Origin of the sequence: Cryomorpha ignava (genome assembly GCF_010686655.1) — a bacterium.
Taxonomy (GTDB): Bacteria; Bacteroidota; Bacteroidia; order Flavobacteriales_D; family Cryomorphaceae; genus Cryomorpha; species Cryomorpha ignava.
Window position 1 is genome coordinate 41,817 of record NZ_JAAGVY010000009.1, and the last position, 24,182, is coordinate 65,998.

16 protein-coding genes are annotated in these 24,182 nt (G+C 39.0%); 11 read left to right on the top strand and 5 right to left on the bottom strand.

Going from position 1 to position 24,182, the window contains the following annotated elements:
• Positions 1 to 328: 328 nt before the first annotated feature.
• Both G3O08_RS06880 and G3O08_RS06885 read left to right on the top strand, forming a co-directional pair.
• Positions 329 to 1,396: an IS5 family transposase gene (locus G3O08_RS06880; protein WP_163284227.1), complete on the top strand. Its 1,068-nt coding sequence runs from the start codon at positions 329 to 331 to the stop codon at positions 1,394 to 1,396.
• A gap of 471 nt (positions 1,397 to 1,867) precedes the next feature.
• Complete coding sequence (locus G3O08_RS06885; RefSeq protein WP_163284229.1) at positions 1,868 to 3,796, top strand: T9SS type B sorting domain-containing protein; 1,929 nt, start codon at positions 1,868 to 1,870, stop codon at positions 3,794 to 3,796.
• Between the two features lie 620 nt (positions 3,797 to 4,416).
• On the opposite strand, the gene G3O08_RS06890 is transcribed toward G3O08_RS06885, so the two are convergent.
• Together G3O08_RS06890 and G3O08_RS06895 are read right to left on the bottom strand one after the other, a co-directional pair.
• A complete protein-coding gene (locus G3O08_RS06890; RefSeq protein WP_163284231.1) occupies positions 4,417 to 6,420 on the bottom strand; it encodes an FG-GAP-like repeat-containing protein in 2,004 nt (667 codons plus the stop codon).
• A gap of 42 nt (positions 6,421 to 6,462) precedes the next feature.
• On the bottom strand, positions 6,463 to 7,557 hold the full coding sequence (locus G3O08_RS06895; RefSeq protein WP_163284234.1) for a hypothetical protein: 1,095 nt from the start codon (positions 7,555 to 7,557) through the stop codon (positions 6,463 to 6,465).
• A gap of 226 nt (positions 7,558 to 7,783) precedes the next feature.
• Between G3O08_RS06895 and G3O08_RS06900 the strand changes: the two genes are divergently transcribed.
• The 5 genes from G3O08_RS06900 (at position 7,784) to G3O08_RS06920 (ending at position 11,121) form a co-directional block, all read left to right on the top strand.
• A complete protein-coding gene (locus tag G3O08_RS06900; RefSeq protein ID WP_163284235.1) occupies positions 7,784 to 8,110 on the top strand; it encodes a hypothetical protein in 327 nt (108 codons plus the stop codon).
• A 148-nt stretch (positions 8,111 to 8,258) separates the two neighbouring features.
• On the top strand, positions 8,259 to 9,425 hold the full coding sequence (gene mnmA, locus G3O08_RS06905; RefSeq protein ID WP_163284237.1) for a tRNA 2-thiouridine(34) synthase MnmA: 1,167 nt from the start codon (positions 8,259 to 8,261) through the stop codon (positions 9,423 to 9,425).
• 251 nt (positions 9,426 to 9,676) lie between these two features.
• On the top strand, positions 9,677 to 9,949 hold the full coding sequence (locus G3O08_RS06910; RefSeq protein ID WP_163284239.1) for a toxin-antitoxin system YwqK family antitoxin: 273 nt from the start codon (positions 9,677 to 9,679) through the stop codon (positions 9,947 to 9,949).
• A 12-nt stretch (positions 9,950 to 9,961) separates the two neighbouring features.
• Entirely contained in the window at positions 9,962 to 10,321 is a 360-nt protein-coding gene (locus G3O08_RS06915; protein ID WP_163284242.1) for an iron chaperone, read from the top strand.
• Positions 10,318 to 11,121, top strand: coding sequence for a class I SAM-dependent methyltransferase (locus G3O08_RS06920; protein WP_163284244.1), 804 nt, complete (start codon positions 10,318 to 10,320; stop codon positions 11,119 to 11,121). Before G3O08_RS06915 ends, G3O08_RS06920 begins: the two co-directional genes overlap by 4 nt.
• Before the next feature lie 60 nt (positions 11,122 to 11,181).
• On the opposite strand, the gene G3O08_RS06925 is transcribed toward G3O08_RS06920, so the two are convergent.
• The gene (locus G3O08_RS06925) at positions 11,182 to 13,296 is read right to left on the bottom strand and encodes a thioredoxin domain-containing protein (protein WP_163284246.1); all 2,115 of its coding nucleotides are present in this window, start codon (positions 13,294 to 13,296) and stop codon (positions 11,182 to 11,184) included.
• A gap of 251 nt (positions 13,297 to 13,547) precedes the next feature.
• Between G3O08_RS06925 and G3O08_RS06930 the strand changes: the two genes are divergently transcribed.
• Positions 13,548 to 13,835 carry a type II toxin-antitoxin system HigB family toxin gene (locus tag G3O08_RS06930; RefSeq protein WP_163284249.1) on the top strand — a complete coding sequence of 96 codons (288 nt, stop codon included), beginning with the start codon at positions 13,548 to 13,550 and terminating at the stop codon, positions 13,833 to 13,835.
• Between the two features lies 1 nt (position 13,836).
• On the top strand, positions 13,837 to 14,397 hold the full coding sequence (locus G3O08_RS06935) for a helix-turn-helix transcriptional regulator (protein ID WP_163284252.1): 561 nt from the start codon (positions 13,837 to 13,839) through the stop codon (positions 14,395 to 14,397).
• Between the two features lie 189 nt (positions 14,398 to 14,586).
• Here the strand turns inward: G3O08_RS06935 and G3O08_RS06940 are convergent, their stop codons facing one another.
• Positions 14,587 to 15,189, bottom strand: coding sequence for a hypothetical protein (locus G3O08_RS06940; protein WP_163284254.1), 603 nt, complete (start codon positions 15,187 to 15,189; stop codon positions 14,587 to 14,589).
• Between the two features lie 1,193 nt (positions 15,190 to 16,382).
• Between G3O08_RS06940 and G3O08_RS06945 the strand changes: the two genes are divergently transcribed.
• Both G3O08_RS06945 and G3O08_RS06950 read left to right on the top strand, forming a co-directional pair.
• Positions 16,383 to 17,036: a DUF2490 domain-containing protein gene (locus tag G3O08_RS06945; RefSeq protein ID WP_163284379.1), complete on the top strand. Its 654-nt coding sequence runs from the start codon at positions 16,383 to 16,385 to the stop codon at positions 17,034 to 17,036.
• 61 nt (positions 17,037 to 17,097) lie between these two features.
• Complete coding sequence (locus G3O08_RS06950; RefSeq protein WP_163284257.1) at positions 17,098 to 17,838, top strand: carbonic anhydrase family protein; 741 nt, start codon at positions 17,098 to 17,100, stop codon at positions 17,836 to 17,838.
• Positions 17,839 to 18,428: 590 nt separating this feature from the next.
• On the opposite strand, the gene G3O08_RS06955 is transcribed toward G3O08_RS06950, so the two are convergent.
• Positions 18,429 to 23,768 (bottom strand): CHAT domain-containing protein, encoded by a 5,340-nt coding sequence (locus G3O08_RS06955; protein ID WP_163284259.1) that lies wholly within the window; start codon positions 23,766 to 23,768, stop codon positions 18,429 to 18,431.
• Positions 23,769 to 24,182 lie beyond the last annotated feature (414 nt).

A 24,182-nucleotide genomic window follows, 5' to 3' on the forward strand; every position in this document is an offset into this window, starting at 1 on the left:
AACTGATTTGAAAAAGCTGCAAGAAAGCTGCAAGAAGGCTGCAAGAAGGCTGCAAGCTTTAGGCTTCAAGCTGCAAGAAAAGCTTGTGGCTTATAGCTTGTGGCTTGTGGCTTATAGCTTGTGGCTAAGAAAAAAACCGAAAGCGCACCGGAAACTCCCGATGCGCTTTTCTAATTCAAGATTGGTACACTATCTTATTGAGTTTATTTCATACTGATTAATTTACCGATTTCAACCTCTGTATTGTTCATGGGGAGTTCTATAATTTAACACTTTGATATTCAATTATTTATATGTATATTTACACATAATTTTGAATGAAATAGGTATGAAATCTGTAAAGTATAAAAAACAAGGAAAAAAAGGGCTTTTTGATGAGCAAAATGCAATTGAACACATGACCGAAATGGGCAACCCCTTAGAAAAAATTAGTTCTGTGATAGATTTTGAATTTTTTCGTGAATTATTAGAGTCCAAACTTTTGAATACTGAGAAAAAGAACAATGCTGGATCAAAACCTTATGACTTAGTTATGATGTTTAAAATCATAATTTTACAGCGGTATTTTGGGTTGGGAGACAAACAAATTGAGTTTCAAATAGTAGATAGAATCAGTTTTAAACAATTCTTGGGACTTGAAACTGGGGATAAAATTCCGGATGAAAAAACCGTTTGGTCTTTTCGAGAAAAACTCACAGAAAGTGGATTAATCCTTTTATTATTTGAGCTTTTCGTTGATTTTTTAGCGGAAAAGGAATTGATTTTAAATGAAGGTCGCATGATTGACGCCAGTTTTACGGTTGCACCAAGACAAAGGAATACGCGCGAAGAAAATGCAAAAATAAAAAAAGGGGAAGGCGATGAACTTTGGAACGATAAACCACATAAAAAATCGCATAAAGATATAGATGCTAGGTGGACAAAGAAAAATCATGAAACATTCTTTGGGTATAAAAATCATGCAAAAGTAGATTCTAAAAGCAAATTTGTAAATAAATATGTGGTAACTGATGCATCAGTTCACGATTCGCAAGCATTAGATGAATTACTGGACGAAAAAGATAAAGGTCAAAAATTATATGCCGATAGTGCTTATACCGGAGAAAATCAAGAAAAAACGATTGCTAAACACGAAATGGAAAACCAAGTTCACGAGAAAGGATACAGAAATAGCCCTTTAACGGAAGAACAAAAAGCAAAAAACACAGAAAAATCAAGAACTAGAGCAAGAGTAGAACACGTCTTTGGCTTTATGGAACAAAGTATGAATGGATTGTGTTTGAAATCAGTAGGCATAAAAAGAGCAACAGGAATAATTGGTTTGATCAACTTAACCTACAACTTATTTAGATATGAGCAATTAGTTAGAATTAAATCACAAATTACTGTTAGTTAGTTAGTTAGTTAGTTAGTTAGTTAGTTAGTTAGTAAAAATATTCAAAAAAAATTAGGGAAAATGTAAAATAAATTTATAAATTTACAACAGAAAGTTCAAAAAGCATTTAAAAGGAGTTCGTGCTTATTAGACTTTTCTGTAAAAAATGAATTTTTAGAACTCCCCTCATGTAGAGTTTATAGATGACAATACCCGTGGGTAAATCTGCGCTTTGAACGATGACGTTAATCTGTTTTTCAACAATTTGTGTTTCAAACACGAGTCTGTATTTATTATCTAAATTGGTCGGTCAGCATTGTCGTGACCATTTCATGTTTCAATCTCATTCTAATACGGGAAAATTCAAAATTTCTTATTAACTCTCATGCTTAGCAATACTAAAGTAATTCTTCTTCATAATGTAAAGTTTTAAGTGATTTACTTGCGATGCTAAAAAAAAACCACTTTAGCAAGCATTATGCAAACAATTATATGAAATGGAGTCTTATTATAATCTTACTGTTTTTTTCGCAAGTTGAAATGTTTTGCCAAAATCTGTTTACTGAAGAATGTTTCGTGGGAGGTGTTACAGCTGCAGGTAGAACAGCATATTCATTTATAGATGGCAGTTTCAAAATTAAATGGGAGGATAATTATAAAATAAAAGCTGCCTATGTTTTGACTTATAGATATGGAAAACCCAAGTCAGTACCTTTTACGGTCAATAATGTAGAATATTCTTGGGATGTTGGTACTCAAGTTGGAGAAGAACAAATAGGCAACACGAATACTGGATATTTTGCAGTCAACGTAAAAAATATAATAGATAATGTAAATATTCAAAATGACACTATAAGTGTATCCATGAATGGTTTAGATACGTCGCCTGAAATAATTGCTCAAGGATGGTATAGTCTTCAATTCCTCTTTTTTTATACCTCACCCACGATTTCTGACACTTGTTGTATACGAATATACACTGCATCTAAAAAACAAACTGAATCACAAAGTTATAAGTTTGAAAAACCTAACTATCGTTCAAATACGGATGTGGGTTTTTCAATTTATTCGGATCGAATTACAAATTATTACCAAGACAGAACTTGTATCGGAATAAATTCCACTTCTATAGGCTGCATCTGGGGGGAAGATGCCACAAATATTGCTGCTGGAGGTGTTCGCGGTCATTTTTATTATGAAAATGGGCAGTTATTTGGTTTAGATGATGATACTGCAAATACACAAGTATATCGCAGTGATGGAATTGCAGTAATTAATGATTATCTAAGCGATCAACAAGAACAAGCACTTTATCTCAATCCCGTCAACATTAATCTAAGTGGCTATAACCCCCACCCAGCCTTCTTCATCGTGTACACCCCAAATTGCAGTCTCCCTCAAGGAGAGATGCCCCGCTCTCAATCTACCTGCCGCCGACAGGCACCAAACCGAGGCCAGCCTGATTACACGGAACCCATAGAATTTAGCGCCATACCGGGCTATGACCATTACGCATGGACACCTGCCGCTCGTCTTAGCGATTCTACAATTGCCAATCCCATTTGCAATGCAGATAGCAGTGGCTGGTACCGGGTACGGATGTGGAACGATGATGAAGACGGTGCTTGCGCACAAACTATCCCTGTTTTTCTCACAGTCGGCAAAGTGCCGCGTCCAAAAAGTCTTCAAATAATTCCCAGCACCTGTCCCGCCAATACCGGCAAGATTATTTTTGGAGGAATGGATGGAAAAGCACCGTTTCAATACACTGTTAACGGAGAAAAAAAAAACAGTTCCATGTTTGAGAATCTTGCGCCCGGTAGTTATGAACTCTCTGTGCAAGATGCCTTGGGATGTCTGTGGGACAGTACCGTGATGCTTGATTTAAGTCCCTTTCAAACAGCAGCTTTTACTGCAAACCCGGATTCGGGTTATTCGCCACTTCAAGTCGTTTTTCAGAACCAAAGTACGAATGCTACGAGCTATGTCTGGCTTATGGATGGCGAACCTTTTAGCAATTCGCCTAATTATACCGGCTATACATTCGCAGATACGGGAACCTTTACAGTTGCGCTTATAGCCTACCGCATTGACGAAACTTGTGCAGATACGGCTTTTGCCACCATTCGGGTAGCGGAAGGAGTAAAAATGATTGTTCCCAATATTATTACTCCCAATAACGATGGCCGCAATGATGCCCTCGTGGCACAAACCGGTGGCGTAGCCATTATGCGCTGGGAAGTGCGCAACCGCTGGGGCAATCTTCTCCATAGCGGCGAAGCTACCAATCCACCACCGGCGCTGACCCTCTGGAGCCCGGAAGAAAATCAATATCCTGATGGAGTTTATACGGTGATTATTACGGCGCGAGGGAATAGCGGAGAGGTTAAGGATTTAGGGGTGCAGGTTTCTTTGAAATAGTCTCGAGTCGCTAGTCTCTTGTCGCGAGGGAGAAGTTTGGGGAGAGAATTGTCTCGAGGGACATTTGTCTTTAGCTCTAAGCCGCAAGCGGTAAGAGAGCTACAAGCTTTTAGCTGCAAGCTTCAAGATGAGCAACAAGCTTCAAGCTGTAAGCTTTAAAGATGAGCAACAAGCTTCAAGCCGTAAGCTTCAAGCTGTAAGCTTCAAGCTGTAAGCTTCAAGCTGTAAGCTTCAAGCTGTAAGCTTCAAGCTGCAAGCTTCAAGACGAGCAATAAGCTTCAAGATGAGCAACAAGCTTCAAGCCGTAAGCTTCAAGCCGTAAGCTTTAAAGATGAGCAATAAGCATCAGGCTTCAAGGGAGAGAAAGAGAGAGACAAGATGGAAACGGCTTTAAGCTTCAAGCCGTAAGCGGTAAGAAAGTCCATCACAAGTGGTAGTGCGCATGTCACGCTTCGCATTGGCAGATCTTACAGTCATGACCGGGGCATGTTCTATGGACTTAAAGCTTGAAGCTTACGGCTTAAAGCTTATATATTGCTTGTAGCTCGTAGCTTGCAACCAAGAAACACCGCAGAAAAATACTTCCTGCGGTGGTCTTTTATGGCTGCTCTATAAGGAATTTACTCCTTAATTATCTTTTGCTCTACACGTTGTCCATCGGCTATAAGCTGTAGCAAATAAGCGCCCGAACTAAGTGAAGAAATATTGATTGACTTACCGCTCATTGTTCCTTGTTGAACGCGTTTTCCATTTAAATCAAAAATAGTGTAAGTCAATAAATTATAGGTGTTTGGTGATTCAACAATAATGTAATTGCGGGCAGGATTTGGGAAAATCAAAAATGGCTCGGCAGCATTTTCATTCAAACCTACGGGAGATGTTTCCATCCCTTCTACTGCCAGCAGGGTGGTATTAATGTCTGGATTTACATGTACGTCAACATTGCCGGAAGGCCATGCCACAACTACGCTGTCAATTATCTGTTCCTGTCCCAGACCAAAATGGGCGGTGAGGCTACTCATATACTTAAATCCGTCGCCGCTAAATATCTGTCGCATAAAATTGCCCGAAGGTGTATAAACGGTAATTATTGCGCCTACTCCACTTAGGTTGCTCTCTGTACCCTGCGGTACAACCTTTATGTAATTGTTGTCATTTCCCTGATTGATATAAAGTGTTCCTCCATTTACAATATCCAGAAAACCGTCGTTGTTCAAATCTCCGACAGGACCGTTTCCGGGATCGAATTCAATTTGGGTAAAGGTCATATCGCCATTGTTGTGCATAAAGGAATTGCCCATACCGAGAACATCTACAAATCCATCATTATCAAAGTCATGACAAATGTTTTCAATGCTCGTTCCGGTTACATTGTCAATACCGCTACCTGCGGTAATATCTGTAAAAGTCCCACCATCATTTCTAAGCAATTTGTGGGTACCGTCTGCAAATGAGCTTGCGCCAATAAGGATGTCGAAGTCGCCATCGTTGTCGTAATCGCCCCAGGCCGACGACCAGGTTTGAATAGAGTCATTAAGGCTAAGCGTTTCAGCAATTTCGGTGTAAGTACCGTCGCCATTATTTCTGTGCAGCTCATTTATACGTGCCGGTGAGTTTCCACCGCGGCATTTTGATATAAAAAGGTCAATATCTCCATCCATATCATAATCTACCCATAGCGAACCGTAATTTCCGCCAGTCTCTACATCGCCAAGGCCTCCCTGATTAAAGGTAAGCGAATCGTTTTCGTTATTGATATAGTAAACATTGGGATCAACATCGTGGCAAATAAAAGCATCAAGGTAACCGTCGTTGTTGATATCCACACAATTTGATCGTTGCGAAAAAATGTAATTATTATCGGTAAAGTGCGTGTAAGCAGTGCCATTTTCATTGGCAAACATAAACGAAACGCCCTGACCACCACCAAAAATGAGGTCATTATATCCATTGCCATCTAAATCGCCCGCAGCCATACTCCATGAAGGGAGATAAGTGGGGGTAACGGTGGGTAATATCTGAAAATCGAGCGAACCATCAGGCTGCTGATAAGAGATTTGAATGTCTCTGTCTTGAAACGAAACGCCGACAACATCATCCAGATGGTCGCCATTCATATCTACAACACCCAGCTTGGTTCCATCGCCGCTTAAATTTACAGGAGTAAAACCAAGAAGTGGTGGTACATATTCCATTTCAGAAATTTCAAAGTCAAATCCGTAGTGGCTATATCTATTATCCCAGGCGATATAAACTGTCATATCTTCGGGCAAAAAAACTTGGAGGTAAGTGAGCGTGCTGGAACCTCCATCATCATTGTACGCCAGGCAATTAAGGTCATCGCAAGTTCCGGTAAAAACGTTTAGCCGTGTATCAACACCTAAATTTTGTGAAAAGTCTGACGAAATCACCAGTATAATATCTTCGGAAGCTGTGTAGGTGTACCACTCCGCGTGGGTTACTTCTGAGCTAAACCCGAAGCATGAATTCTCGGGGGGCGCACCATCTAGTGTATCTACTACTGTGTAAATTCCCGGAACTACCACTAAGGCACTGTCGCAGGAATTCTGCGCAGAAACAGCAATAGATAGGGTTAAGGCTGATAAGAGTAAAGCAATTTTCATAGGTTTCAAATTTTAGGTTAATAATTAGTTAAAAGCTATTTACTAGCAGGGGTTTAATGATTCAATGTATTCGTAAATGAGTTGTAAACCTTCTTCGTGTACCACAGACCGTCCGAGAAGTGGCATGCGCACTTCTTCATCAATGGAGTTTAGTCTGAAGAACAAGGCAGACTTATTGGACTTGCCGCCGGCGATCACATAATTTAAATCAGAATTAATATAAACCTGCGATTCCATGCAGATGCCCATTATATCAGCATTCGTGGTTTCATTGTATCCAAATCTAATTTCTCTGTAGTCGCAATGGCTTCCGCTACGGTGGCAGTGAGCACAATTCATATCAAGGTATGAGCGCACCCGGTCTTCGAGCAGTTGGCTGGTATCATCCCATCTTACGGTTGTTACAATATTGGTGGGGTAATTGCTATCCAGATATCCCATTTCAACCCATTTAATGAGTTGGTTTTTAACCCCATCGGTGTATGCATAATCAGAATTGATATTTTGCGGTTTGGGGCCAATTGGAATCGGATTCTCATTTACTTTATGACAGGTAAGGCATTCAGATTGGTTGGGAATGCGATAATCTACAGTCATGGTAAGTCCGGCTTCATCTACAAAACTAATGTTGGTATTGCTACCTTCCATATCTAAAAAAGCTTCGGTTTGCTCGTCATTCCACACATATTCGGCAAATTGCCATTCATTGTTGAGCATATATAATACACGGGTTTCTATGACGCGCTTATCGTCAAGAGGTTGCACGTGATCGTAGTAAAAATTCTTGATCAATATGGTTCCATCCGCGAAATTTAAAATGTTATGATCGCTCTCATAAGTGGCTTTTACAGAGTCTGGCATCCAGACAAAACGTGATTTTTTGGAATAATCGCTAAAAAGTGGTGTAATAACATCGTAGGGCAACACTCCCAATACGGGACTAAAATCGGCCATATTTCCCTCAAAAAAATTGTATTCAGAAAGAGTTTGATAAGGTACCTCATCGGGATTAAAAACCACAGGCGATGTAACTTCTACCGGCGATTTTGCAGGCGGTTCCGGTTCATCATCTTCACCGCATGATACAAAAATTGATGCGAGCATAAAAAGACTTGCGCCGAATAAATAATTCTTCATAGTGAGCGTAAATTCAAACAATTAGTTAAGCGATAGCAAGCTATGAAAATATTTGGATAGGAAGTTTAAAAGGAAGTTATTTTTTTTTGTTTTAACGGATTATCAATTGGAATGTTAACATTAAAATCAGAGTGGAAAAACGCTTCTTCTACTACTCTATTTGGCTCTCGATCCTTTAAGCACCAAAACATTTCTTACCTTTAGCTTTATAATCAGCAAATAAGAAATGGGCTTTACCAAAGAAGAATTTTTTGCTTATTTATTGCTCTACGCGGCCAAGGCCGACTTTGTAGAAACCGCAGAAGAGAAAGCATATATTTTGAGTAAGGTTACACCAGAAGTTTACGGAAAAGTACACCGAATTTTTGAAAAAGATTCAGACTCAGAGCGCATTGAAGTGATGCTTGAAAATGTGCGAACTCACAATTACAAGCAGAGTAGCCCTCAAGAATTGCTTGACGAGATAAAAGCCATCATGGCTTCAGACGGAGAGCTTGACGCTACCGAAAGAATGTATCTTATTGGCATTAGAAGATTGATTATGAGTGCATAATTGAGAGGTTTCGTTAATGGAGTTATTCCGAATAAAAGGAGCTTTAAGAAGTCGACTGCAAAGACTCTCCAAATCTGACTATGTGTTTCAAACCAGATTCGGTTGGGTGCTATAAGTTGAGTAACTTTGCCCTTCAATTTTTATCAAAATGAAGCGAGTAGTTGTTGGCCTTTCGGGCGGCGTTGATTCAAGCGTGGCTGCCTACCTTTTAAAAGAGCAGGGATACGATGTAATAGGCCTTTTTATGAAAAACTGGCATGACGAGTCGGTTATTATAGCCAATGAATGTCCCTGGATAGAAGATAGTAACGATGCAATGCTCGTGGCGCAATCGCTGGGTATTCCATATCAGGTAATAGATTTGAGCGCTGAATACAAAGAGCGGATTGTTGACTATATGTTTGACGAATATGCGGCAGGTCGCACCCCAAATCCGGATGTACTGTGCAACCGCGAAATAAAGTTTGACACTTTTCTAAAAACTGCACTTAGCCTTGGTGCCGATTATGTTGCTACGGGGCACTACTGCCAAAAGGAAGAAATAGAAGTAGATGGAAAAAAGGTGTATCGCCTGCTTGCCGGAAAGGACAAGAATAAAGATCAAAGCTATTTTTTATGTCAGGTTACCCAGGAGCAGTTGAGCAAAGCCCTCTTCCCTATCGGTCATCTCGACAAATCTGAAGTGCGACGCATAGCCAAAGAGCAAGGATTGGTTACAGCCAATAAAAAAGATTCGCAGGGATTGTGCTTTGTGGGCAAGATAAGTCTGCCCGATTTTTTGCAGCAGCAGCTCAAGCCAAAAGAAGGTGAGATTATTGAAATACCTGCCGATACGGTTTTAACCGTAAACGGAAATGGTGACGCAGAAGCGCTTACCGAGTCGCATCATTTTACCGCCGCTCAAGGCGAAGTTGTGGGCAACCACCGCGGCGCGCACTATTTTACCATTGGCCAGCGAAAAGGACTGCAGGTAGGCGGAAAAGAAAAACCACTTTTTGTAATAGGTACTGATGTTGTCGAAAACCTGATTTATACAGGTCAGGGCGACGACCATCCAGGCTTGTACCGAAAAGGGCTGCGGGTAAAAGATTCAGAAATTCATTGGATTCGCCGCGACCTGGCTATGAAAGCTGGAGAAACGCGTTCTTACATGGTGCGTATTCGCTACCGTCAGGCGCTTGTTGATGCCGAACTTCGGTACGACGGCAATACCTTATTTGTTTTGTTTGCCGACGCACAACGCGGAGTGGCTCCTGGACAGTTTGTGGCCTGGTATGAGGGTGAGGAACTTATTGGGTCGGGGGTTATCGAATAGTCGCGAGTCTCGAGTCGCTAGTCGCGAGGCACGAGCTGTAAGCTGCAAGCCGAAAGCTTCAAGCCACAAGCTGATGATGCCTAGTTTACACTGATCAGATCATATTACTTCTTGTTCATTAATTTGCACAGATTACATCTGGATTTTGCACTTTACAAATAGCTTAAAGCTTAAGGCTTAAAGCTTGAAGCTATTTCAAACTCTTTCCTTTAAATGATTATCTTTAGGCTAAAATCACAAAGTACATACATATGAAAAGGAAATTTGCGAATGGCCAAAAAACGTATGATTTGACTAGAGATCACCTCACTTACTTTTTCAAAGATGGAAAGGTGAAGGCCGCAGGTGCTTACAGAAACGATAAAATGGAAGGGGAATGGAAGTTTTACCGCATAACAGGTGACCTGTGGCAGGTAGGGAATTTTGAAAACGGAGATAAACACGGTTCGTGGATTCGGTATGACAAGAACGGTAAACCGGAAACAGAAGTGAAGTTTGAAAAAGGTAAAAAGCTAAAATCATAAAACGCCGAAAAAATGGAAAGCGTAAAGACATATATTGATAGTTTCCCGAAAGACGTTCAGAAACAACTGAACCAGGTAAGGCAAACAATTTTGCAAATCGCACCACTCGCCGATGAGGATATAAGTTATAAAATGCCTGCTTATAAGCTGAATGGAAAACCACTTGTTTATTTTGCCGGGTTTAAAAATCACATTGGCTTCTACGCCACACCCAGTGGTCACAAAGCTTTCGCCAAAGAACTGTCCTTTTTTAAACAGGGTAAAGGCTCTGTGCAGTTTCCGCTTGATAAACCTATGCCGCTCAATCTAATTGCGCGGATTACCCGATTTCGTGTTGACGAGAATGAAGCAAACAAAGCGGTAGTAGAATGAGCGACTCAAAAGATTATCTGGAAGTAAACAGGCAAACGTGGAATGAGAAAACAAAATCGCATGTTGGATCTGATTTTTATGACCAGAAAAATTTCCTTGCCGGAAAGTCGTCGCTTAACCAAATAGAGCTCGACCTTTTGGGAGATGTTAAAGGCATGTCCATTCTCCACCTTCAGTGCCATTTTGGGCAAGATTCTATTTCGCTTTCGCGGATGGGTGCGCATGTTACAGGCATTGACTTTAGTGATACTGCTATTGCCGAAGCAGAAAAATTTGCCAAGCAAGTGGGTGCTGATACCCGTTTTGTTTGTTGCGATGTATATAGCCTTCCACAAATGCTTACCGGCAATTTTGACTTTGTTTTTACCAGTTACGGCACAATAGGCTGGTTGCCCGATATAGATAAATGGGCTGGAGTTGTTGCACATTACCTAAAACCCGGCGGTAGCTTTATTATGGCCGAGTTTCACCCTGTAGTTTGGATGTTTGACAATGACTTTAAAGAAATTCAATACCGTTATTTCAACGATCAGCCCATTTTAGAAACCGAAACCGGTACTTACGCCGAGAAAGATGCGCCAATACGAACCAAAACCATTACCTGGAACCACGCGCTTGGCGAAGTCTGCACAGCCCTTAACAATCACGGAATCGCCCTCACGCAGCTTCGTGAATTTGATTATTCGCCCTACAATATTTTTCCGGATAGCGAAGAATATGAACCGGGAAAATTCAGAATGAAGAAATTCGGCAATAAGTTGCCACTCATTTATGCCCTTTCGGGAATAAAGCGGGATTGAGATTATCACTTATTAAAACCAAGCTCATTGCGACCGGTTACAGCCAGCTAATCGCAGGGTCTATTTAATAAGCTCCAGCGCCTTACCAACCTCTACAACAGGAAGTTGACAAACCCTCTCGCGGCATACAAAAATGGTCGCCTCCCCATGTAGCAGTTTATTTTCGAGCAGCGGAAGATTTTCTTTTTCACCTCCCATAAAGATCGACATCGGCAAATATTCCTTCTGCATGGCCATACTTTTTGGCAAAAACCCTTCGCCTATTATTGCCACTTCGTAAGATCCGTAGCTCAGCTGACCCATTAGCAAGGCCCAATTGGCATAATACGGGCCTCCACTTTCTATTTCGTCTTGCAAATGCCCAAGCATTTCAACACACATTTCTCGGTAATCCTCATCATAATAAAATATACTTAATTTGTATAATACATTTGCTATTACCGAGTTTGAAGCCGGGATTACATTATCGGCAATTTCCATTTTTCGGGCTATCAGGGTTTCAGAACTATTGGAAGTGTAGTAAAACATACCGCTCTCATCATTCCTGAAATGAGCAATGCTGTAATCTGCCAACCCTTTAGCCAGAGTGAGCCAGTGCAAATCAAATGTTGCCTCATAAAGCTTAATATAGCTTTCGGCAAGCAGGCTGTAGTCATCAAGAAAAGCAGGAATATCGGCATCGCCATTGCGATAATTTCTCAAAAGGCTCCCATCTTTCTGAAGCATGTTTTTCTCTAAAAAGCGAGCATTCTTCAGAGCTGCGTCCAGGTAGGCTTCATTGCCAAGAGCTAGATAAGCGTCAATATATCCCTTCAGCATCAGCGCATTCCAGCCGGCAAGCACCTTATCGTCGGTACTGGGTCTCTCCTTATTTGCGCGAGCATCGAGCAGTAGTTTATTCGCCTTGTCACGCATTTCTTTCCACTGTATTTCGGTTAAGTTATGCCTTTCGGCGAAGGCGCTATTCTCGATATCCCGGTATAGAATATTTCTGCCGCTCTCCCAGTTTCCCGAAGTTTTTACGTTGTAGTAATCTATCATCAGCCCGGCGAGTTCAGCATTTAAAATGGCTTTAATTTCAGACTCTGTCCATATGTAAAATATGCCTTCTTCGCCTTCGCTATCGGCATTGAGCGACGAATAAAACCCACCATCTTTATTGGTCAATTCGCGTTTTATAAATTCCAGTGTTTGTCTGATCACCTCTGCATATTCCTCATTCTTAGTGAGTTTATACGCATTGGCGTAAAGACTCACCAGTTGACCGTTATCGTAGAGCATTTTTTCAAAATGGGGGGCAAACCAGTTTTCATCGGTGCTATATCGGGCAAACCCACCTCCTATCTGATCGTAAATTCCGCCCTTGGCCATTTCAGTAAGAGTCGTATTCACCGCCTCCAGCGCTTTTTCATTTCCGGTAAGGTAATGGTACTGCAATAAAAACTCCCATCCGGCGGGCAGTGGAAACTTTGGCGACCGGCTATATCCGCCTTTTTTATAATCTATCATTCCCTCCCATTTCTTAAAAATGGCATCGTAGTCAGCTTCCTCAAATTCCGACACATTCACCGCCGCAACCCGTATAACTTCCTGATCGGCAATGCCACTAGTTAGATTATCGGCCTGTTTCACTACCTCATCCTTTTGTGTTTTATACGCATCTGACATTTGCTCCAATACCTCCAACCAATTCTCTTTTGGATAATAGGTTCCTGCATAATAAGGCCTCCCATCAGGAAGCGCAAAAGCATTGAGCGGCCAGCCGCCACGACCATTTATTATCTGGGCAGCATTCATGTATATTTGATCGATATCGGGTCGTTCTTCGCGATCTATTTTTATGTTGACAAAATTGTCGTTCATCCACCGTGCCACCGTTGTATCCATAAAAGATTCGTGCTCCATCACATGGCACCAGTGGCATGCGGCGTACCCTATACTTATTAGCAAAGGCACATCACGAGCTTCGGCTTCCGCCAATGCGGCCTCATTCCACTCATGCCAGTGCACCGGGTTATCGGCGTGTTGTTGCAAATAGGGGCTTTTAGCATTGGCCAGCTGATTTCCAGATCCGGCTGTTTTTTCATGGGTTTCCTGTGGTTTCGTCTGGGCACAGCTACTTAGCATCATGAAATGAAAAACAAAGGATATGAAAAGTATTTTTTTAAAGGTCATAATTCGGTTTTATGGCTTCCTAGTGAAGCTGTATGCTTTGAAGTTTATTCTTGGCAAGGTAGTATTTCTTGTTTTGGGGTTTGTTAAATGGGGGTGGGATGATTTGGATCGGACGAATTACTTTTCCTTGAACTCGGTTAATTAGAATGTTGTTCTTGTACTGAATGAGGTTCTAATTTTATCTAGGAGCTTTAGAAATATGAGTTGAGATTAATAATATTGTAAAGTTCATACTTCTTTGGGATGTGTAAGTGGTATCAACCATCAAAAAAAATTTAAATCTAGCTTTTAGAGTGAGTAGTTATGCCGAATGGGATAAAAAAACAAATGTAAAAATGACTCGTCCCGATGCTGATTGTGTGCATAGCGATGGATTTTACTTTTTTAATATTAATATTCACAGAACAATGATTCTGATAGTTTTTGAGGATAATGAAGCGACTGTTATCTGGGGCGGTTCTCATGATGGATTTAATAATATTTTCAAAGGCAACAAAGCCACAATTGAAAAATGGTTAAGAACTCAAAGTTTGATATAAAATGGACAAATTATCAATACATAACATTCAAAAAGTCAAGCTATTAGAAAGCGAGTTGGAATACGAAAGAGCTAGTTCTATATATTTACAGCTTCGCGTACTGGTTAAAGAAGATAAATCATACCAAGCTATTCGTGAGCATCTTCGAAGTTTAATAAAAAAATATGAGCAAGATAATTGGGCTAATGAAAATTCTATCACCGACAATCAAATAAAAGAGAGTGATATAGCAGAATCACTGGTTAAGGCAGAAAACGAGTTTTATTACAAGAGAAAGGTCTTGATTAAAGCCAAATTGAAATTGTACGACTTAAACCAAAATGATCTTGCTAAGATATTGGGACACCGGAAAGGATATATGTCTGAATTAGTGAATGGATTGAGACCATTCTCAAAAGAGGATATTGTTGTAGTAAATCGACTCCTTAAAATAAAGCTAGTTGATTTAATACCAACTTTTATTAAACAAGACAGAGCTGCACATATAAAGCAGACACTTAACTCTTTATCAAATACTAAAATAAAACTCTCAAATACCGCTTTCGATTTACAGTTTAAGTGAGACATTAACTCTTTCGCATTGGCTATCTCAGACAAATTTCTATCCTTTCTAGTGAATTGTTCTCAAAATAAGGACAGTTGCGAATGGAGTGTCTCTCAATCTGTAATTTTCATTAAGTGGTCATTTATTCGGCACACACGATAAATACAATAACATAAATATAGATACGATCTGAAAAGGTGTGAGACTCTAATTGTAAAGTTTCCTTTGATTAAGTAGAAGAAGCGTATCATTTTCGCCCATTTGATCTATTCCCTGAAACTCGGATCTTCCGATCATTGATTCGGGTGTATTGTATTTCGAAGGTTCGAATCCCCCACCCTCTTTCACAGTTCCGTTTGCTCTATAAACTCGGGTATAAGACAAACCCTGCTTATTTCTGATTTCAGTTTTAGTTCCCATGCCTATATAGCTTTGATAGTAAATACTAGTAATAATATCTGGTTCAGTAGTAAAAACTGAGTCGTTGGAAAAAAGATAAGCCTTTCTGGAGATAAGCCCCTCACCGACATCTATTTCCAAGGTATCACCGTCAAAGAAGTATGTATTGTCCTGATAGTATGATTCCGAAATCCAGGACTGGCGCGTTTCGTTGAATAATTTTGTAAAATCAAAATCACTAGAAGAGCGTTCTTCACCGCCCACATAAAAAATGATTTGCTCTTCATCAAAGCCTCTGAAATAAAGAACACCTTCTTTTTCGTCGCTACCTGATGGCGATTCATCCTTTTTACAACCAACCACTCCAGTAATCATCAATAAAAATAAGAATAGGTTAAATAAAATTTTCATGTTTCAAAGATTCGGACGGTAGAGACAATTACTTCCTAACGTTTTTCATGCCGTTAAATTTATCAAAATTTCTTAATCTCACATGATTTCGTTTTTCATTCATCCAATCACAAATTATGAATTGGTGAAATATTAGGCTCTAGATTCCTCACTTTTAGTTGATTATTTCCGTAAATTTTTATAAACTTGTAGTATTCCCATCCCAGAAAGGAATTCTATTTATTTTATCTGATTCCCTCGAAACTTACCAGTAACAAGAATTTCCATTTTAATCAATCAAAAGCAATCCGTAAATAGTGCTTTTTATAAGTTTCGGCTACCAATAAAAACTTAAGAGAATGTAAATTACACGAGTTTTATAAGTGATTTTTCAAGCTGCTCCGTATCACGTCACATCGTGCGGTCATTGAGTTTGTCGAAATGTGGTTTTAAATTTTAGAAACTCTTAGGACTGCAGGGACTCCCTATGGATGAGCGAAGCGATTTAGAGATTCTTAAGTTTTAAATTTTATCGAGACAGAATCTTATTTTATAACGCAAAAATAAAAATGCAATAGCTTTTATTGGTTTAATTTTCATCGACTTAATTTACGTTATACATCTCGATTCAAATCCACAGCGAGTATCTCTTTCGTAATATCATTCATCTTTTGAAAGCTGTGGATTCACTTGAAGTGACGAGATTTTTGCTATGAATGGTTTACAATATTCATGTTTTATCAGCCTCGGCTTATCAAATTTGAGAGTTTGCCGGACTTCCTATGCGCATTAATCGCACAATGACATTTATTGCTTTAAAAGCCATTGCTTCATATTCTTTCAAAATTAGTCTGGCAAAGTTTCTACCATATTAACAATTGGCTTCGTTCAGCTTTTATTGGAACGAGACCTTTCTACAATCTTAAGAAATTCATGGCTCCTTTCGCTCCAATTAACCTAAAAATTAGATGAAAACTTTTCTGGTTAAACTGTTTGACTCTACGCAGAATAATCTTTCCTTATTTAAGCGACATTATATTTGGTGAATAAAAATATCACATCTAAGAACAGAATACAAATGATTATGAATATCATAAATATTATTAATGAATTATATGATGAGCATATATTATTGTTTATGTAATTTTATCAAAAAATATGGAGTGCGACGCAGACTACCGCTTTACATAATGAAAATAAAGGATATTCGTAGAATGAAAATAAGCTTAATCATAGTACTATTATTTCCACTAGCAATCTTTGGACAAAAGAGCGATTTCGGCAATTGGTTGATTTACTTCGGAGATAAAAAGATAAATCAAAGGCTTAACTGGCATCACGAAGTTCAATACAGAAATTTCAACTTTATTGGTGATACTGACCAATTGCTATTGAGAACCGGGGTAGGATATAACTTAACGGAAAACAACAATAATATACACTTAGGATATGCATTCATTTATAGTGAACCTTACATCACAAATACTGAAGATAAAACCAATTTCAATGAAAATAGAATTTATCAGCAATTTATTACAAGACAATCATTTGGAAGATTAAATATGCTGCATAGATATAGATTTGAACAAAGATTTTTCAATGAAGATTTCAGGTTGAGATTGCGGTATTTCTTGAGTTTTAATATAGCGCTAAATAAAAAATTTGTGGAAGACAAAACTGTTTATCTCTCCGCTTATAATGAGATTTTTGTGAATACTGAGCAGAATTATTTCGACAGAAACAGACTTTATGGTGGAATTGGGTATAGATTTTCTTCCAGATTTAGGTCTGAAATTGGAGTTATGAATCAAACCACAAACAATGTTTCCAGAAATCAATTGAATATTATAACCTTTTTTAATTTTTAAGAAAATCGGAATAGCTGAACACCGAACTACAAGGTAGGCATCACAACAAAAACGAGTAAACATGAAAAGAAATAAAGTGTTAACGATAATACTGGCCGCAATAGTCTTGGTGGCCTGCAACAATCAACCAGAACAGATAACACCTGACACCCCGGTGGATGAGCAAAAAGTAAAGCCTCTTGTACAAGAAGTTCTCACTCAAGAACAAAGGGATGCCTTATCGCCTGATGATGTTTTGAACTCGTTTAAAGAAGGTAACGAGCGTTTTATTAGCAACGACCTTACCGCAAGAGACCACTCTGAACAAGTTAGAAAAAGTGCTTCGGGTCAATTCCCTAAGGCAGTTGTTTTATCTTGCCTTGACAGCAGAGTGCCTGTAGAGGATGTTTTTGATAGAGGTATTGGAGATATTTTCGTAGGCAGAGTTGCGGGTAATTTTGTGAATGAAGATTTGCTTGGAAGTATGGAATTTGGCTGTAAAGTAGCAGGCGCTAAGTTAATCTTGGTATTAGGACATGAGCATTGCGGAGCAGTAAAAGCAGCAATAGATGATGTGAAATTGGGTAACATTACTGCAATGCTGAGTAAAATCCGTCCAGCAGTAGAAAAAGTTCAGTATGAAGGAGAACGCAACTCTAAAAACGAAGAATTTGTTCATAAGGTTTGCGAAAGCAACGTTGTTCACACTATAGAACAAATTAGAAGCAACAGCCTTATTTTAAAGGAACTTGAAGACAATGGACAAATTAAAATAGTAGGCGGAATTTATGACATGGATACAGGTGTTGTAACTTTCATGTAATAAAAACTTGGTATAACCTCATATGGAGATATAGCGGTTTGGGTGTATACTCAAACCTTTTTCGCGGTATAATAAGCAACGTCGTCCAGATCTTTCTCAGTTTTCAGCGCTAAAGGTTCAGGGCTAAGAGCGGATTTCCACAGAAATTTATGAGCTATTTAAACTAAATCAGTGAACCCGTAAGGTTTCAGTTACAGTGGATAATTATATAACCTAAAGTAATATCGAAGTTGGATTAATTGAAGAGCCATTCTTAAATTGACAATACAACTTCATCAATATTTAGAAATGTCACTTCAAACAGATTTGATTAAATTGTAAGCCACAAAGCAGGACAAATCGTTATTAACACTTTTAAAAATGTAGATTCGCGTTCAGACAAAACATCATGATTATAAATGGCTCTACCCTAAATAATAAAGTTCAAAGAGTCAAAACAGATTGTTGATACGATCAGAACGGTCAATCGAAAACTCCAGATTTCTGCATCAGTATTTGTTGGTAGCTTTGAAATTGTGAAAAACAACGAAAAGCTTAACTTTCGCTATTCACGAAATTATTTCTGTATCAATCGCTGACCTCCCCCACCATCACTCCTTAAAAATCTCATTAATACTCACCAGCACCGTTTGAAACGAAGTAAGATTATTCTCTAATTTTTGCTTGAGCGCCTGATTCTTTATTTCCTTATCGATATGTAGAATATCGCATACGAATTCAAAGTGACCGATTATATTTTCGGCCTTTCTTCGCGATCCGCGTAGCTTCCATGCTTTTTGATAAGAGGTTGCCATATAGTCTATCATCTTCTCTGTTTTGCCCTGATGGCTGGCAAAATCAAACAATCTATATCCTTCAAAACCTGCTTCGGTAACTAAGTTATAGAAATTTGGCTGTCTAAGAGTGAGGCCTTTTAGTTCGACTTTAGCATCTTTGATGAGCTTATTTACAGCTTTCGGTTTTATAATATCTTTCGATTTAGCAACTCCGTAAAACTCTAATATCTCTTCCATTGACAACCAGTTTATTAAAGAAAAATAGTCGTTCAGACCCGCATTTCTATCCTGCTGATATGATTTCTTGTAGCAGTCTCTGGCCTTTTTCAGAGCTTCGATCTTTTCTTCAGCAGTATTGACAATTAAAGCTTTCCTTTTGTAATTACCACCTTTCAAAGCTAGTATATTCTTGCTTTCATGGATATTCGCAAGTGTTTCAGCAATTCGTTCAGCTTCTTTTATTGCCGCGTTAATTTCTTTCTGAGATGCATTGCTTTGCTTTTTAATAATGGCCGTTTTCATCAAAAGATTTGACAAATTCCGCAATCCATTTATTGAAAAATCTGCTTTCTCGCCTTTTTCATAAAGCTCTAAATACTCTATTGCCTTATCGTATTGACCCAATTCATAAAATGTATTTCCCAAAGATTGAGATATTTCAGAATGGCTAAGCCATTCTACCGGAAGGTGATTAACAATTTCGTTTAGTTTCGATGCCAGATAGTCTATTTCGCGACTTGACTTAATGTCTGAGCTACTCCTTATATTTAGAATGTCAACCAGCGCTTCTTTGTAAAAAACGTATTCATTAAATGTACTCTTCGTCTTGGTATTGGTAGAACGCAATTCGTAATACGGGCTTCCATAGCACTGGTAGGCACCCCAGGTATTGGTATCGCCAAATTTATTGAATGTGCCATCTCTGGCTATTTTAGTTGCTTCACCAAATTTAATACCTGCCAACATATTCGTATAGAGTTCATCGGCAAAATTTTCAGCCGCTTTATCATCCACGGCCCATCCTGCAACTACTATGGCTTTTACTCCTTTTTCTATAAAGGCCACTCCGATATTAGAAGCCAATTTATTGAGATTTTCATTGTAAATGATTTCACCTCCAATGGCTCCCGAAAAACAACAGTTTATGAATACAAACTCGGGCATTTTTTCCATTAAGCCTATTTCCAAGGAAGAAAGAACAATTCCATTACTTAAAACTACTCCTGAATTTTCAGGATGCTTTTCGTTAATAATTCCATGCCCCGCAATATGCATTACGCGATAGTCATTGTTGAAGAGTTTTATCATTACTTCCTCTCCTTCCTGCTCGTATGAAGTTACCACATTAAATCCCTTGTCTTTCAATTTACTTTCGGCCAGTTTAGCTTCGGCAAGTGCTCCGGGCAAATTTGCAAATCCGGCAGGAACTTTTGGATTACCCACTACAAAAGCTGAATCTCCCAACGTGTATTTCACGTTATCAGAATTATAAACAGCCAGCTGTCTTATCATCCCACTTTGAGTGGAGATGGGCTTCTTATTGATCAAAGAAGGGTTGTAAATCAACTCCCAAGGATAGGAAGCGGTAGACTTATCCAACATTAAAATCATATCTCTTTTATCGGTAGCAAAATCCCTTAATTCAGGTGGAATGATCAGAAAAAACAGGGTTTTGGAAATGCTGCGCCCATCGCTTGAATTGGTAACAATTGATGCCAATAGTTTTTCAATAAGCCTGCGTTGGGTAGGCAGTATTCTCACTTCAGATTTCGCCTTATCTGTAATAGAAACAAATTTCAATGGATTGATTTCATCATTGTCAATTACCTCTTCCGTAATCTGAAGTCTGAACCACCATTCGTCTGTATCTAATTCGGCAATTTTCAGCCTTTTTCCGGAGACCTCGTTTATAATAGGGTACGATAATAAAAAGTCATTGTAATGCTCTGTTTTAATGAGTCTATTTAAAAGTTGAGCTGCAGAAATCACTCTGTCTTCATAAATCTCTACAAATTCAATTTCGGAAATCTGCTTTACACTACTATTTTTTAAAAGCTGTATCTCTTTATTTGCAAGTGTTACCCCATTGAGCAATGATTTAATAGAATCGCCTAAAGTGAGCCCGGCATATCCGCTTCCTATTAATAGAGTTGAAACTCCCACAGACTTTAATTCATCAATTAAAAAAGAATTTTTGTATTGCTCTATTTGTTTCATTACCAGGGTGATCAAACTATCGGCAAACGATTTCTCTAAGTTTCCTTTTGACAAGGATCCTGCCTGACCGAGCCCTACAACGACTGCTCCTTTAAAGTATCCATCGTCGTTGTTTAAAATGACCAGCGAAGTTTGAATATTTCCCGGGTAGGTTCCGGCATTGTAATAATCCGACAACATGCCATCCATGTACTTATCAACCACATTTTCTGCACTTACCAAACCATCATCTTTTAAATGGCCTACCGCCACCGGATATTTAGCGTAGCCCAAATCTCCATGGGTTAATGTGATTTTAACAGGTGGAAGTTTTTTCTCATCCTCGACTTCCGGAACTATGCCAAATAGTTTTTCTTCAAGCTCAAGCGTATTAGAGACCAAAGTTGGTTCTGTTTCAACAATTTCAAAAAACTCTTCTACTCCTCTTGATACCGGAGCAAACTTGCTCAATCTTTCCGTTTTACCGGATATTAAAATTTCGCTTATTGCATCAAAATATTCCGGTTTGTTGCACATCTGACCGTGAGAAGCGTCCATATACCAGGTTTTTGACTTTAGTTCTTTGGTTATTCCAGTGTCCCAGGTTACGCGGCCATCTCCGTTTGTGGTTCCAATAAGGGTGTATCGTTTATCTTTTGAATCAGCGTTTTCAATAAGCTTTGCAGGTGTAGAATCGCTTTTTCCGGCTATATAAAATACATTTTTCCCTTGGATAGGGTCTTCTTTAAACCTTTGTCTGGTTTTTAATGCTTTTTTCAATTTTGCCAGTGCAGGCCTCGAAAATTTATCATCATATTTGGTTAATCGTTCATAGAATTCGTCTCCAAAATAATCGATTGTATTTCCTGCTGAATCTATGTCAGAATTCTCTGGCAACAAGTCAAGAATTCCCGGATAATTCATTATAATTTCAAGAAATTCTTTTTGAGAATTGGTAATATCCAGATTATGCAGTATTCTAAAAAAGTGCTCTTCCCTCAGCATGATCTGCGGTATTATATGCGAACCCCTCAAAGGCGAACCGAGTAGTAAAACTCTTGAATTCTCCCTTTTCATTAAAGTATCCCAAACCTCGGTTTCAGCAGCGTTTTTATAATTATTGTACAACGCATGCACTACCAAACCGCCCAAGGAATGGGCAACGATATGAACCGGTTTATTGGTTTCATCCAAAACAGATTTCACCTTAAGCGCAAGTAAATCAGCTGCATTTTCAATAGATTTTCTCCAATCGTAAGGAAATGGAACAATGTTATAAGAATGTGACATGGAGCGAACGAACTTCTTATAAGCACTCCCCATCAGATCATACGGTTCTACATTTGGATTATCGATATCCAAGTCGCTCATTGCACCCCTGGCAAGACTTGGTAGATGGGCCCAGGCTCTTTTCCCATTGGCCATTAATTTTGATCCCATAATGCCGGGAACGAGAATAATTGTTGGCAGATTTCTGGTTTTGGCGCGATTTACAATAAAGTCCATAACACCATCAGTATCCTGGCCTTCATCTATTTTTGTAAAGCCAAGCAATTCATTTGCCTTCCCTTGAAGTCCGATGAGAATGGCCTTCTGCGTAAGCGGATTTGAGAAATATTTGAAATGACTTACAGTTTCATTCTGATGAAAGAAAACGTGGGTAGAGCTTCTTTTAATTCCCTGATGCATCGCTCTGGAGTGCACCACAAAATCATTGTTTTCAAGGAAGTACAAGTCAATCAAGCGTATTTTAATGATTTTCATCAAACCCCCTTTCGCTACAGCATCTCCTTCTATTACAATCAGTTCTGAATGGATAGTTTTGGTTCTATTGTTGAGGACTTTAATTAATGGCGAAGCTGGATCCATGGCCTCCAGTCCGGGCACGATATCTTGATCTGATCTTAGCTTCACAAAGGCTATCAAAAATTCTTTGAGGTACATGTAAATTGGATTGCCCGCCAGAAAGGGGACTAAACCAATTAAATTGAGCATAATATTAAAGTATATGTTTATTCTTTTTGACGCCAACAGCGTTCCTGCGGCAGGGCAGGCAACTCTCACAAACCTTTCAACCGTTATGCTCTTCTCAATAAAAAGACGATTTAAGGTCTTCATATTTTCTGTGTCAGCATCTCTGTCAAGATCCTCAAATATCTTTAACTCCTGATCTGTAAAACCCGTATTTGCCGCCGTATTGCTTTGAGACAATATTTCTCCAACCAAACCACCTCTTGAGCAGGAGAGCATATGAACTACTGCATTTTTTGGAAGCGCTTCAAGCACCATTATGGCATTTTCGAATGGACTTTTGGTCAATGTTCTATGCTGAACACCGTAAACATTATCTCCGTATTTTTCTTTTATCTCATTCCATATGGTTCTATCGCCTTCTGTGGTAAACCCGCCAAAAGTACCAAGCACATTAGAGCCCGTACCATGCAACAATAAAAGTATAGGCGAACTTGTTTTCTCTATAGCTGAAACCCAAGAACTTGCAGCAATTTCCTCATTGGGAGTAGTACATTTAAATAGACCTTCTTTGGGTACTAGTTTGGTATCGAGGCGCAAAGCTAGTTGGCTCAATGTTAATTTTGCAAGCTCCTTATTAAGGCCAAAAATTTTAATTCTTTTAAAGAGCCTTCGCAGGCCAAGGCCTCTTTCGGTTGAATCAAACTCAATTAAATCGTTTAGAATAACTAATTCGGGTTCGTCACCGGCTCCTCTTTTCTGGCTGATTGGTTCTTTTTTTTCGAGCAGAATTCCGAGGGTGGTAATTTCTATGTAGTCATTTTCGCCATGAAGCTCAATGGGGTCATCTTGGGCTACTCCATCCAATTCTATTATCTCGTCTCCTGCTCTAAACGAATGGAGTTCTACATCGTGAACAAGTTCAATACCATCGCTTATTTTCTCTGTGGGAATGGTGTTAAGCGATCCGTAAACTATAATTTTCATACTAAGGGGGTTGTTGGTTAGCTATATACAATGTAAGAAATAGTATTCTTAATTTATCCAAGAATTTAGAATTAAATTTTATTATTCAATTCATTTTGAAGTTTTTTTGAACCAGAGTTTGAATCTTTGATAAGGAATAAAATTTAGATTGAAAGCAGATTTAAATCTCTATGCTACTCCTTTAGTTTGCATAAATTAAACCGTTAAGAGAGGAAGGGGCACTGCGGTTTTTTGAATCCGAAGCAGCGCAACTTATCGGAGAGATCTCAAGATTACTCCCTATGGTTGAGGAGGCCGCTTTTTAGTAGAAATGACTCCGTATGTTCGAAGCGAAGCAAGTAGATGTGATGAGGAGGGAACTAATGGAATGGAGAACGAATGGAACCCCAATTTAATGGTCAAGCCCAACGGGAC